This is a genomic window from Thalassospira sp. ABD4_177 (assembly GCF_056160125.1).
In genome coordinates, this window is sequence record NZ_JBSWWO010000001.1 from 2,087,179 (window position 1) to 2,100,397 (window position 13,219).

Below are 13,219 nucleotides of genomic sequence, written 5' to 3' on the forward strand. Positions count from 1 at the left end.
GCATAGCCAACGCCCGATAATAAGCCACAATCAGCACCACGTGGCTTTCACGTTCTTGCGCTGTTTTTACATTCTTGCAACCGGTGTGGATGGCCGCCGGGGTGTTTGGGGGAGGGGAAAGCAGATGCAAGCAGCCATAAAGAAACGGGGCGGGTACATTCAAGTACCCGCCCCGTTTGAGAATGCTTTGTCAGGATGCCCGCGTAACAGCGGGTCTGTTGGTTGATTCGGGTATCAGCCCCTTTGGCGCAAAGCGCATCACAACCAGCAGGATCGCACCCATCATCAGATAGCGCATATAGGCCGCACCGGCGACCAGATGCTGTGCGAGTTCTGAGTCTTCACCAAGCGGAGCGGTCACGGTGGACATGAACCAGTTGCCAAACGGCTCTGCTTCGACCCACAGGAACCAGATGATGAAACCACCCAGGATAGAGCCCCAGTTGTTGCCCGAACCGCCAAGGATCACCATCACCCAGATCAGGAAGGTGTAGCGCAGCGGAATGTAACTGGTCGGGGTCAGCTGACCGTCAAGCGTGGTCAGCATCGCACCGGCAATACCGCAAACGGCACAGCCCAGAACAAAGGTCTGCAAATGGCGACGTTTGACATCCTTGCCCATCGCAGCCGCCGCATCGCGGTTGTCACGAATGGCGCGCATCATACGGCCCCACGGGGACTTCAACGCGCGTTCGGCAAACCACATGATGATCGCCAGCACGACAACGAACAGCACCGCATAGCACAGTTTGACAAACAGGCTGGCAGCATCGGAAATCTCGGCGGCCCCAAAGAAGTTCGCCAGATTGATGAACCATTCGCTTTCGATCAGGTCGACCTCATAGGGCACTGGGCGCGGAATGCCGGTGACGTTTTTAACGCCACGTGACAGCCATTCTTCGTATTTGATGATCGCAATGATGATCTCGGAAATGCCAAGGGTGGCAATCGCGAGATAATCGGCACGCAGACCAAGCGCGATACGCCCGATCAGCCAGCCACCCCCCGCAGCCACCAGACCGGCAATCGGCCAGGCAACAAGGACCGGCAGGCCCGCACCACCAAGATAACCACTCAGCGCCGGGTCGATGCTTTCAATCGCATCGGTTGCCGGACCAAAGAACACACCGATCAGGAAATAGCCGCCAAGCAGCAGCAGAAGCGTGACCGGAAGCTTCAAGGCGGGCGGTACAACACGGCGGGCGTAAATGACCGCCGCAATGGTCGCAACAAGGCTGAGCAGCGACAGGGCAATATCCCCGCCCGCAACAGACCAGGCTTCGCCCACCGGGGGCATCGACACCAGAACGGCCGTCAGGCCACCAAGGGCGGTAAAGCCCATCACACCGACATTGAACAGGCCGGCATAGCCCCACTGCATGTTGACGCCGAGCGCCATCACAGCAGAGATCACACAAAGATTGAAGATGCCAAAGGCGACGTTCCAGCTTTGAAGAAAGCCGATCGCGATCAACACCAGGCACATCAGGCCATATAGGAGCGCAACTCTCTTCGTCATATCACTTTCCCACGAATAATACCGGTTGGCCGGATCAGAAGAACCGCGACCAGAATGATGAAGGAGACCGCGAACTTGTAGTCAGTCGACAGAAGCTGCACGAGCCCTTCGGGTGCCCAGTCCGTGGGACCGAGATAGGCGAGGAATTTCTTGAACGCATAGGTCACCGTGACTTCAGAGAAGGCAACAATGAACGCGCCAAGGATCGCGCCGACCGGTTGACCAATGCCGCCCAGAATGGTGGCCGCAAAGATCGGAAGGAGGATCTGCAAGAAGATGAACGGCTTGTAGGTCTTATCAAGGCCATAAAGCGTCCCGGCAATGGCCGCGAGTGCTGCCGCAATAACCCAGCAGATCATGACCACACGTTCCGGGTTGATCCCCGACAGCAGTGCCAGATCCTCATCATCGGAATAGGCGCGCATGGCCTTGCCCGAACGGGTTTTCTGCAGGAACCAGAACAACCAGGCCACAACGATGGCCGTTACAACAACCGTGATCAGCTGGCTTTGCTTGATCGCAATGCCTTCATCAAGGCCAAGGGCCCGACGGCTGTCAAATGCGCCGATGATAAAACGCTGACCGTCGGCAAAGCTTTGATCGGCCGGGCCGATGACGATACGAATGATGCCCGCAATCAGGAACATCACACCGACCGAAACGATGGCAAACACAATCGGGTTGGAGCGTTGCTTGCGATAGAACCGGAAAACCATCCGGTCAGTGACAAGCGCCATGCTGATTGCAGCCAGAATACCAAACGGCAATGCCAGAAGGGCGGTCGGGAACGGTGCGATCGACACGCCCATATTCTGCAGGAACCAGGTCACCAGGATGGTGATCATGGTGCCAAACGACATCAACTCGCCATGTGCGAAGTTGGCAAAGCGCAGGATGCCGAAAATAAGTGTGACGCCAAGCGCCCCGAGGGCGAGCTGTGCGCCATAGGCGGTCGCCGGAACGACCACGAAATTGGCAAACAGCGCAAGTGCGTTAAGGATTTCCATTCAATACCCCATTTATCCGCCCAGGAAGGACCGGCGGACTTCTTCGTTGGCGAGAAGGGCTTCGCCCGTATCGGTGAACCGGTTGCGTCCCTGTACCAGAACGAAACCGTGATCGGCGATTTCCAATGCCTGACGGGCATTCTGTTCGACCATCAGGATGGCGACGCCGGTTCGGGCGACCTCCACAATTTTGTCAAACAGTTCATCCATCACGATTGGCGACACACCTGCCGTCGGCTCATCAAGCATGAGAAGCTTCGGCTGGGTCATCATTGCACGCCCCACAGCAACCTGCTGGCGCTGACCACCGGAAAGCTCGCCGGCCGGCTGATTGCGTTTTTCGCCAAGGATCGGGAACAGGCTGAAAATCTGTTCCTTGGTTTCCTCGATCTTGTCATCGTTGCGGATGAAGGCCCCCATATCGAGGTTTTCTTCGACCGTCATCGAGACAAAGACGTTGCGGTTCTGCGGAACAAACCCCATGCCCTGGGAGACACGTTCCTGCGGGGCAAGGTTGGTGATGTCCTTGCCATCAAGAACCACCGACCCCTCACGCAGGTTCAGCATGCCAAATACCGCCTTCATGGCGGTGGATTTGCCAGCACCGTTCGGGCCGACAACGACCGCGATCTCGCCTTTTTCGACGGTGATCGTACAGTCATGCAGGATATCCGTCCCGCCATAGCCACCGGTCATGCCGGTTGCGCTTAAGAAACTCATGACGGCACCTTCCGTTCATGCTTGCGACCTGTTCCGAGATAGGCCTCAATGACCTCCTCGTTGTTTTTGACCTCTTCAATCGTGCCCTGGGTAAGGAGCTTGCCCTCGGCCATGACGATAACGGGGTCACACAGGCGTGCAATGAAGTCCATGTCGTGCTCGATCAGGCAGAAGGTATAGCCGCGCTCCTCATTGAGGCGCTTGATCGAGGTGGCAATGGTATTGAGCAGCGTACGGTTCACGCCGGCACCAACTTCATCAAGGAAGACGATCTTCGGTTCGACCATCATGGTACGGCCCAGCTCAAGAAGCTTTTTCTGACCACCTGAAAGGTTGCCAGCCAGCTCGTCCTTGATATGGCCGATCTCAAGGAAATCAATCACTTCGAGCGCGCGCTCGTAGTTTTGTGCCTCGATTTCCTTGACGCGAGAAAAGTTGAACCAGCTGTGACGGAGTTGTTCGCCGGGTTGTTCGCCCGGAACCACCATCAGATTGTCCAGCACGCTCAGTGTCGAGAATTCGTGCGCAATCTGGAACGTCCGCAGCAGGCCCTTGTGGAACAACTGGTGTGGTTCCAACTCGGTAACGTCTTCGCCATCAAGGAAGATTTTCCCCGAAGACGGCGGAAAGACGCCCGCAATAATATTGAAAAGCGTGGTTTTTCCGGCCCCGTTCGGCCCGATCAGGCCGGTTATGGAGCCCTTTTCGATCGATAGCGATACGCCATCGACCGCCTGGATGCCGCCGAAATTCTTGGCGATGTTTTCGACCCGTATCATGGGGATTTTTTGACCCTTGTCATTCTATCAGTACCGGATGCCTGTGCGTCGCGCCGCAATAAAGGTCCGGTAATAGAGGAACTGCCAGAGACCGTAGTCTCTGACAGTTCCAGCGTCTTTAGCGATCAAAGGAAGACCGGCTTAGTGGTACATCTCCGTTTCCCACTTGCCGCCTTTGATTTCCGTTTCACGGAAGCTACCAGCAGACTCGCCCGGCTCGATCAGTTCGAGCGCGGTGCCACCGACATAGTCGATTTCACCACCATCGGCGAGGATCTGAAGCGCTTTGGCCAGTTCGCCCGGGAAGATTTTTTCGCCCGGTGCGTTGGCAACTTTCATGATGTGGTCTTTGTAGACAGCACTGTCGGTCGAACCTGCAGACTGCATGGCAAGCAGCAGCAGAGCCGAGCCGTCATAAGCTTCCGGGACGTACGGATCGTCGCCCTTGAAGCCTTTGTCTGATGCCAGTTCAGCCAGCATCGATGCGCCCGGGCTATCGGTACCCGGGTTGGTGCCGATGGAACCGTCAAGCGCGTCGCCGAAGTTGTCGGTCAGTGCTTCACCAACCATGCCGTCCGGCAGGACGAAGGTTTCGAATGCACCGGTGTCGAGCGATGCCTGGATGATGCCTTTACCGCCCTGGTCAAGGTAACCAGCAACGATCAGAACTTCACCACCGGCAGATGCCAGCGTACCGATTTCAGCAGAGTAGTCGGCCTTGCCGTCTTCATGTGCTGCAACCGCAGTGATTTTGCCGCCTTTTGCTTCGTAGGCTGCCTGAATGGCGTCTGCAAGACCTTTACCATAGTCGTTGTTGGTATAGGTCAGTGCTGCCGAAGCAATGCCGCGACGATCAAGGATTTCTGCAATGATCTGGCCCTGACGCGCATCCGAAGGAGCGGTACGGAAGAAGTATCCGTCATCCTCGATTTCGGACAGTGCCGGCGAGGTTGCAGACGGCGAGATCATGACGACGCCGTTTGCGCGGACAACGTTGTTAAGGATGGCCGTGGTCGCACCCGAGCAGGTTGCGCCGTTAATGCCGTGAACGCCATCAGACGTCACGAGACGGTCTGCCGCAGCCGTAGCTGCTGCCGCATCGATACAGGTACTGTCACCGCGTACCGAAACGACTTCACGACCGCCAAGCAGCAGGCCGCTGTCGGAGACTTCCTGAATGGCCAGTTCGCCACCCAGTGCCATCGGCTTGACGAGAGATTCCGTCGGGCCGGTGAAGCCTTGCAGCATGCCAATCTTTACCGGTTCCTGTGCAGCGGCACCGGCGACGACTGCCGTCGAAAGTGCTGCCGAAAAGAGGAGGGTAGAGAGTTTTCCCATAGTGTAGCCTTCCCTGTTTTATTGGGCCTTTATATTCGTCGGGCAGTATACAGAAAACGCTAAATGTTTCCAGTTTCTTAACTGCAGGTTTTGAATTCGACACCCAATTCTTGCCGTTAAGCGCGGAATTCCAAGGCCTTCAGCCCTGATAAGGCGCGCGATACGTGTTATCTTTGGATTGTGATGGGTGTGATGGTTTTCAGCGTTTGGTATTCGTTTTGCCGCTGGTTTTTGGCTCTAAATGGTCGGATGAACCGAATCCTCATTCGGAACGCAAATCAGGCGATAAAAATACCTGATGATTGAGGATAAACAACGGCTTGGCGGGCGATCAGGCAAACACCCGCATGCCGCGTTCCGAGCTTTTGCGGAATCCGGCGATCACATGTTCGGCAAGGGCATCTTCGACCGGTCCGTGACCATCGCGTTTGGCAAGGGTCATGCGGTATTCACCAATTTCCGGCAGGCCGTGTGCGGCGCCCAGATGGACCAGATCATCTGAAATCACGCTGATCGGGACGGCGGCAATGGCCAGATCGGCGCGTGCGGCGGCAATCTGCGCCTGACAGAATTCACTGGTATAGGCGATGCGGTAATCCACCCCGGCCTCATCAAGCGCCTTGAGCGCCATGATCCGCCAATAGCATCCCGGTTCGGCCATCGAAACGGGCAGGGGGCGTTTGTCAATGGCCGTGCCATGACGCGCGCCCAGCCAGACCAGCGGTTCGGTATGGATGGGCGGTTGGTGATCAAGCTCCGCATCAAAACTGAACACCGCGATGTCGACATCGCCGGTCTCGACGCGCTGACGCAGGGTGCGGGTCGGGCCAAAATTGACGTCGATATCAACATGCGGGTGGGTTTGCGCAAACCGTTTGAGGATTTCGGGAATGACAACCACGCCGGTGTCATTGGGCACACCAAGGCGCACTGTCCCGGCGAAATCCGGTGCATGGAAATGCGACATCGCTTCGTCATTGAGTTTGAGCAAACGCCGCGCATAGCCCAGCAAAACCTCGCCATCCTCGGTCATGGTGACCTTGCGGGTTTCGCGTTTGAACAATTCCCGGCCGACCATGGTTTCAAGCTTTTTGACCTGAAGACTGATGGCCGATGCGCTGCGATGGACCTTTTCGGCCGCGCGCGAAAAATTCCCGGTTTCACAGATCGCAACAAAGGTACGCGCCAGATCAAGATCAAGATTGTGAATAACGCTTGTCGGGGAATTCATGACCAGCCTTTCGGGTTCCAAGGGTAGTTGCTTTTCACGCTCACCAAAACAGCAAAATCGTTTCTGTGAGTTTTTCTAATAGCATAGATTAGATCTTCTCGTTTGATTAATCAATGAGAAATCCTCAATCTCGAGAAAACATCAATTGGAGATTCTCATCATGAAAGCGAACGTATCTTTCGAACATCCCCCGCTGGGTCTTGTCGGTCACCTGCGTGCCGCGGTTGAGGCCTGGCAGCACGAACGCGCGTTGCAAAAGGCCATCGACGCAACAGCTGAGCATCATGATGTTCCATCAGACAGAGTGTCGCATCTGACGGCGGCTGAGCTTTATGAAAGTCGTCGTGATGCTGCCCGCGGGATTACAGAAACCGGCGATGTCCTGACGGGGCTGGTTCTGAACTGGCCGTCGCCGTCAAACCGGCAGCACTGATGTCAGCTGTTTATATGTCCTCACCCCAGACCGGGCGGAATGATCAATGACCCTGAAACACCCGTTGTTCAGGCCGCTTGAATTGCCAAGTGGTGTCATCCTCAAAAACCGGATCGCGAAATCGGCGATGTCGGACTCCCTTGGGGATGGCACCGGCCACCCGACCGAGGCACAAAACCGGCTGTATCGTCGATGGGCGGATGGCGGTGTGGGTGTTTCGATCATCGGTGAGGTGCAGGGACATCCGGGATATGCCGAAAAGCCCGGCAATCTTGTGTTGCATGATAATGCCGATCTTGACCGGTTTCGGGCGCTGGCCCGCGAGGGGTCGGTAAATGACAGCCACCTCTGGCTGCAGCTTGGTCATGCCGGTGCGCTGGCCTATGCCCCGACAAGCACGCCAAAGGGGCCGAGTGCCCTTGATCTGCCGGGCCTTGAATGCGCGGCACTTACACTTGATGAAATCGAAGAAATTCCTGCCGGTTTCGCAAAGACCGCCCGGCTTGCCCAACAGGCCGGGTTTGTCGGGGTGCAAATCCATGCTGCGCATGGCTTCTTGCTCAGTCAGTTTCTTTCCCCGCTGTTTAACAAGCGCGGTGATGACTATGGCGGATCAATCATCAATCGCATGCGGTTGCTGCTTGAAACGATCCATGCGGTGCGCGCCGCCGTCGGGCCGGAATTTGTCGTGGCGATCAAGCTTAATGCCACCGATCAGCTGGAAGGCGGATTGAGCGAAGAAGACGCGCTGTCTGTTGTCGCGGCACTTGATGACACCGAAATTGATCTGATCGATATCAGTGGCGGTACCTATTTCCCCGGCGCCAAGGCAGCCTCAGACGGGGCGGGTGGTGGTCCGTATTTTCTCAAGTTCGCCCAACGTGCCCGCACACTGACGTCCAAACCATTGATGCTGACGGGCGGCTTTAAAACCCGTGCGCAGGCAGAAGACGCCATCGAAAGTGGCGTCATTGATGTTGTCGGTCTGGGCCGTGCGTTGGTGATCGAACCAGAATTGCCAGCGATCTGGCAAGACGGCGGTCTGCAAGATCCAGTCTTCCCCCGGTTTGAAAGTGCCCCGGCAGGCGGAGTTACCGCATGGTACACAATGCGCCTGACCGCGCTGGCAGAAGGCGTGGAAATGCCGGAGTTTAACGATCTCAACCAGGCGCTTGCCGCCTATGAGGCGCGCGATGCGGAACGCTCACAAATCTGGCTGCGCCATTTCGGGCGATAAGTGTTTGGCAATCGGCGGGATTTTCACATTCTTGCGCAAAACAGGGCAGCATTGCATTCGCCTTGCTTTGAAAAATGTCACCGCGATGCGATGATGCGCGCTTCAATGTCAGGAACAGGTCATGGAAGAAGCTGGCACCAATTTTCAGCCCAACGGGCGCTATCAGAAGTTTGAAGTCTTCAATCAGTTGATTGGGGATGCAAATCTGCTGCGCGCGGGCGATTTTGGTGAAAGCATCTCGGTCGCCCACTGGCGGCGCAATGCCGATGTCCTGACGCGCTACACCGACCCGGATCACCACACGATCAGTCTCTATGTCAATGGGGGTACCGGTATTCAGCGCAAGATCGGCGCTGATCCCATGAGCGGCGGTGGCCCTGGCCGGGTTTGTTTGATGCCAGCCCATCTGACATCGGACTGGGTTGTGCATGGCGAGGTGGAGCTGTTTCACCTTTATATCCCGCATGCATCGTGGGAACGCGCTGTGGTCGAGGCGTTTGACATTGAACCCAATGCGGTCGAAGTGCCGGAAAAGACGTTCTTCCTTGATCCGCTGATCGAGCAGACTGTGCGTCAGGCGATGCTGCCCCTTGATTGGAATGTGCCCGCTGATCGCATGGCAATGTCCAATGCCGGGCAGCTTTTGATGGGGCATATGCTGCGCAGTTATTCGACGCGCCGTGATCTTGGCTTCAAGGTGCGCGGCGGATTGTCACCCGCAATCAAGCGCCGGGCGTTTGATTTTGTCGATGCCAACCTTGATCAGGCGCTGACCATCGAGGAACTGGCAGAGGTCGCCGGTCTTTCGGCCTATCATTTTGCCCGGATGTTCAGAAAAACCGTCGGCGAGGCACCGCATAAATTCGTTCTGCGCCGGCGGATCGAACGGGCCATGCATATGCTGCGTGAAAGCAATGCACCAGTTGCCGAAATCGCACTTGCGACCGGCTTTTCCAGTCAGGCCCATCTGACAACGCGTTTTAGCCGCTTCACCGGCCTGACGCCCGCGAAATATCGCAATATTTCCCGCTAATCCTGTTTGAGCTTCAAATAGCACTGCCCAATGCCCGGTGATGCCACGGGCGTTCCGGCTTTGTTGGCGTGTTCGCGATCGGTTTTCTAACTGCCGCATGGGGCAGTTTGGAACTGGTTTTGAGAACGTCAGGCCTGTCCAAATCGTGTTTGGGTTGATGACAAGTTGCTATGCACAAGCAAGCCTGTTCAGTTCAATGCGTTGAAAGAAAACATTTTTACAGGATTGAGAAATCCGTTGACAAGATTGATCCGCGATATCTAGAATTTCAAAGAAACTAAAATATCAATTTTGGCAAAGGCCAATCCATCGGGAGGACATCCAAATGAAGCGCACTATCAAATCACTCGGGAAAACGTTCGGACTATGCGCCGTACTGGCGGGGGCACTTGCGGCCAGTATGCCGGCAACAGCAGCAACAACATTGCGGATCGGCACCGTTTTGGCGCCCAATGATCCGATGGGGCAGGGACTTGAAAAGTTCAAAGCAGATGTGGAAAAGGCCACCAATGGCGATGTCGTCATTGAGGTGTTTCACAACTCGCAGCTTGGCGATACCACGGAAATGATCGATCAGGCGCGCGCCGGGGCCGCTGTCGGAACCGTGACCGATGTCGCCCGCTTGTCGAGCTTCGTGCCGTCACTGGCGATCATGTCGGCACCGTTCCTGTTTGATACCTATGAGCAGGCCGACAAATTCGCGTTGTCTGACGAATATATTTCCTGGGGCGAAGAGCTGCGCGAAAAATCCGGTCTCGTGATGATTGCCTCGAACTGGTATCAGGGCGCGCGTCATGCCCTGACGCAAAAGCCGATTTCCGGTCCGGCAGACCTTTCGGGTGTGCGCATGCGCACCATTGGTGCGCCGGTCTGGATTGAAACCATTCGTGCGATGGGGGCTGAACCGACCCCGATTGCCTGGGGCGAAGTATACAGCGCGCTTCAGCTTGGCACCATTGACGCTGCCGAAGCCCAGCCGACTGCGATCTGGAACGCCAAGCTTTATGAAGTGATCAAAAACGTCACTAAAACCGGCCATATCCAATTGGTGACCGCCCTTGTGGTTGGCGCAGATGCCTGGGACGACGTTTCCCCGGAAAACCAGAAAATCGTCCGTGATCTGGCGGTGGAAAACGGTCGTTATGCCTCTGCCCTGACGATCGAGCTTGGTGATAAGGCGCTTGAAGATGTTGCGGCAAGCGGCGTTACGGTCAGCGAAGTGGATCTGGCACCGTTCAAGGAAGCCGTTACACCGGTTTATCAGATGCTTGATCTCGAAGCCGAGGCTGAGATCGTTAACAAGGTCCTCGGGCGCTAAGACCCGGTTCGCCAATCTTGCCAAATGAGCGTGCGTTGCCCGGATGCGCGGCAACGCACTTCAAACTTCACAACGGAAATTGAATTGATGCTCAAGCGGATTGAGTTTGCCTGTGGGGGCATGTTGCTTGTCGCTGTGGTCATTCTTGTGGCGGTGGCCTCTGTCGCGCGGGCCATGGGATCGCCGATCATCTGGTCGGTCGAAATGGCGCAATTGATCTTTGCCTGGCTTTGCATGCTGGCGGCCGACATCGCCATGCAGGAAGACCGGCATTTCGGTCTTCAGGTTATGCGTGAAATCCTCTCGGACCGGGCCAGTTATTGGCTGGAGATCATCAATATTCTGGTGATCATCGGATTTCTTGCCTTTCTTTTGAATTACGCATGGACCAACATGGTTCTGATGCATCCGCGACTGGTCGGGGCAGCGCAAATTAACGCGTCCTATATTCATGCCTCGATGGTTGTTGGCATTCTTTTGATGATTCGCACCATGATTTCCCAGCTTATCCGCCGCATCCGCAACAGGGAGGCGAACTGATGCTGTTGCTGATTGCAGGGCTGTTTACGCTGTTTTTGGTGTGTGGGCTGCCGGTTGCTTTTGCGCTGGGGCTTGCATCCATCCCGGTCTTTGTCATGACCGGCGCCATGCCGCCGACGGTTGTGATCCAGAAAATGGTCACCGCCACCCAAAGTTTCCCGCTTCTGGCCGTGCCGTTCTTTATCCTTGCCGGGAACCTGATGAATGTGACGGGGATTACCCATCGCCTTGTCAAATTCGCAAGCCTTCTGACCGGCTGGATGGCCGGCGGTCTGGCACAGGTTTCCATTGTGCTCAGCTTCATGATGGGCGGCATTTCGGGGTCGGCCGTGGCCGATGCCTCGATGGAGGCGCGCCTGCTGGGTCCCAGCATGATCAAGAAAGGCTATTCCAAGGCCAACACAGCTGCGGTTCTGGCTTTTGGCTCGGTCATTACCGCCACCATTCCGCCGAGCATCGGTTTGATCCTGTTTGGGTTTGTGAATGAAGTTTCCATCGGGCGTCTGTTTTTGGCGGGTGTCCTGCCGGGCATTTTCCTGACCATCGTGCTGATGATCACGTCCTGGCTGGTGGCGCGCAAAAATGGCTATACGCCGGATCTGCCGGAACTGCCCAAGGCCAAGGACCTGACGGCGAGCTTCTTTGAGAGCATCTGGGCGCTGGCCTTTCCGGTTATTCTGATCATCGGGTTCCGCTTTGGCATCTTTACCGCGACCGAGGCGGGGGCGTTTCTGGTGTTTTATGCGCTGGGCGTTGGTGTGTTCATTTATCGCGAACTGGATTTTGCCCGGCTCAAAGAAGCCATTTTCGGCTCAATCTCGGATTTGGGCATGGTGATGTTGCTGATCATCATGGCGGCTGTTCTGGGCTATGCCATGACGATTGAACGCGCCCCGCAGCAGATCACCGAATTTGTCACAACACTGACCGAAAACAAAACCGCGATCCTCATCCTTGTGGTCGCAGTGCTGGTGATCAGCGGCATGTTCCTTGAGGGGGCAGCCAATATCCTGCTGGTAACCCCGATTGTCATGCCGGTTCTGGTCAGTGCCGGGTATGACCCCGTACACATGGGCATCCTGATTGTCACCCTGATCAATTTTGGCGGCCTGACCCCGCCTGTGGGTGTGATCATGTTTACGGTCTGCGGAATTTTGGGTGTCAAGACCGGGTCTTATACACGGGCATCCATTCCGTTCTTTATCGCGATGGTGCTGTTTTTCATTCTGATGGCAGCGGTACCAAGTTTGACATTGTTGTTGCCCAATACACTGATGTGATGACAGTTTCAGACGAACACGGGCATATGCACAGATGCCAGGGAGACAGAGAAAGATGAATACGACCACAGGCGGACTGCTTGCGATGCATGATGGGGCGGCTAAAACCAGCGCCCATGTGCCGGCATCGGCACTGGTGTATGAAGAAGTCCGCAACCGGATCATCTCGCTGTCGCTTCTGCCTGAAACGACGCTGGTGCGGGCCGAACTGGCCGAAAGCTTCAATGTCAGCCAGTCCCCCGTGCGCGAAGCCATCATGCGTCTTGAACAGGATGGCTTGGTTGTTTCCTATCCCCAGTCGCGCACGGTGGTCACCAAGATCGATGTTGCCCGTATCCGCGAGGAGCACTTTCTGCGTGTCGCTGCCGAATGCGAAGTGGTGCGCCAACTGGCGGAGGCGGGTGAATCATCGGCCGTTGTCAAAGCCAAGGGCATTGTCAAAATGCAGGAAGCCCTGGTTGGTGATATCGAACAGATTGATCTTTTCAAGCAGCTTGATGAAACCTTCCACGCCGCGCTGTTTAACGGTGTGAGCCAGTCAAACCTGCATCTTCAGATCACCGCCCGCAGTGGCCATCTGGCGCGTGTACGTACCCTTGATCTGCCGCGTGCGGGGAAAATGGTTTCCGTCCTTGAAGGTCACAAGGCGATCATTGATGCGATCCAGTCGGGCGATGGCAACGCTGCCAGTGCCGAAATGCGTCAGCACCTTTCAGGTACCATGGAACGCCTGCCGCAAATCATTGAGGAAAACAAAACCCTGTTTTCCTGATCTGTCGGAGGG

13 protein-coding genes are annotated in these 13,219 nt (G+C 56.0%); 7 read left to right on the forward strand and 6 right to left on the reverse strand.

Annotated elements, in window-relative coordinates:
• Nucleotides 1–190 precede the first annotated feature (190 nt).
• From ACXAF0_RS09520 to ACXAF0_RS09545, 6 genes are all read right to left on the reverse strand, one after another.
• On the reverse strand, nucleotides 191–1,519 hold the full coding sequence (locus ACXAF0_RS09520; protein WP_475345634.1) for a branched-chain amino acid ABC transporter permease: 1,329 nt from the start codon (nucleotides 1,517–1,519) through the stop codon (nucleotides 191–193).
• The gene (locus ACXAF0_RS09525; protein WP_475345635.1) at nucleotides 1,516–2,526 is read right to left on the reverse strand and encodes a branched-chain amino acid ABC transporter permease; all 1,011 of its coding nucleotides are present in this window, start codon (nucleotides 2,524–2,526) and stop codon (nucleotides 1,516–1,518) included. The genes ACXAF0_RS09520 and ACXAF0_RS09525 overlap by 4 nt, the downstream gene beginning before the upstream one ends.
• Nucleotides 2,527–2,538: 12 nt before the next feature.
• The gene (locus ACXAF0_RS09530) at nucleotides 2,539–3,246 is read right to left on the reverse strand and encodes an ABC transporter ATP-binding protein (RefSeq protein WP_475345636.1); all 708 of its coding nucleotides are present in this window, start codon (nucleotides 3,244–3,246) and stop codon (nucleotides 2,539–2,541) included.
• Entirely contained in the window at nucleotides 3,243–4,025 is a 783-nt protein-coding gene (locus ACXAF0_RS09535; RefSeq protein ID WP_475345637.1) for an ABC transporter ATP-binding protein, read from the reverse strand. The genes ACXAF0_RS09530 and ACXAF0_RS09535 overlap by 4 nt, the downstream gene beginning before the upstream one ends.
• Before the next feature lie 141 nt (nucleotides 4,026–4,166).
• Nucleotides 4,167–5,363: an ABC transporter substrate-binding protein gene (locus tag ACXAF0_RS09540; RefSeq protein ID WP_475345638.1), complete on the reverse strand. Its 1,197-nt coding sequence runs from the start codon at nucleotides 5,361–5,363 to the stop codon at nucleotides 4,167–4,169.
• Between the two features lie 331 nt (nucleotides 5,364–5,694).
• Nucleotides 5,695–6,594 carry a LysR substrate-binding domain-containing protein gene (locus ACXAF0_RS09545; protein WP_475345639.1) on the reverse strand — a complete coding sequence of 300 codons (900 nt, stop codon included), beginning with the start codon at nucleotides 6,592–6,594 and terminating at the stop codon, nucleotides 5,695–5,697.
• A gap of 160 nt (nucleotides 6,595–6,754) precedes the next feature.
• Here ACXAF0_RS09545 and ACXAF0_RS09550 point away from each other — a divergent pair, with 160 nt between their 5' ends.
• The 7 genes from ACXAF0_RS09550 to ACXAF0_RS09580 all read left to right on the forward strand — a co-directional run bounded on the left by ACXAF0_RS09550 (nucleotide 6,755) and on the right by ACXAF0_RS09580 (nucleotide 13,207).
• On the forward strand, nucleotides 6,755–7,027 hold the full coding sequence (locus ACXAF0_RS09550; RefSeq protein ID WP_475345640.1) for a hypothetical protein: 273 nt from the start codon (nucleotides 6,755–6,757) through the stop codon (nucleotides 7,025–7,027).
• A 46-nt stretch (nucleotides 7,028–7,073) separates the two neighbouring features.
• A complete protein-coding gene (locus ACXAF0_RS09555) occupies nucleotides 7,074–8,264 on the forward strand; it encodes an NADH:flavin oxidoreductase/NADH oxidase family protein (RefSeq protein WP_475345641.1) in 1,191 nt (396 codons plus the stop codon).
• A gap of 121 nt (nucleotides 8,265–8,385) precedes the next feature.
• On the forward strand, nucleotides 8,386–9,297 hold the full coding sequence (locus tag ACXAF0_RS09560; RefSeq protein WP_475345642.1) for a helix-turn-helix domain-containing protein: 912 nt from the start codon (nucleotides 8,386–8,388) through the stop codon (nucleotides 9,295–9,297).
• Between the two features lie 325 nt (nucleotides 9,298–9,622).
• A complete protein-coding gene (locus ACXAF0_RS09565; protein ID WP_475345643.1) occupies nucleotides 9,623–10,615 on the forward strand; it encodes a C4-dicarboxylate TRAP transporter substrate-binding protein in 993 nt (330 codons plus the stop codon).
• Between the two features lie 87 nt (nucleotides 10,616–10,702).
• Nucleotides 10,703–11,155 (forward strand): TRAP transporter small permease, encoded by a 453-nt coding sequence (locus ACXAF0_RS09570; RefSeq protein WP_475345644.1) that lies wholly within the window; start codon nucleotides 10,703–10,705, stop codon nucleotides 11,153–11,155.
• Nucleotides 11,155–12,435, forward strand: a complete 1,281-nt coding sequence (locus ACXAF0_RS09575; protein ID WP_475345645.1) for a TRAP transporter large permease — start codon at nucleotides 11,155–11,157, stop codon at nucleotides 12,433–12,435. The genes ACXAF0_RS09570 and ACXAF0_RS09575 overlap by 1 nt, the downstream gene beginning before the upstream one ends.
• 55 nt (nucleotides 12,436–12,490) lie before the next feature.
• The gene (locus tag ACXAF0_RS09580; RefSeq protein ID WP_475345646.1) at nucleotides 12,491–13,207 is read left to right on the forward strand and encodes a GntR family transcriptional regulator; all 717 of its coding nucleotides are present in this window, start codon (nucleotides 12,491–12,493) and stop codon (nucleotides 13,205–13,207) included.
• Nucleotides 13,208–13,219 lie beyond the last annotated feature (12 nt).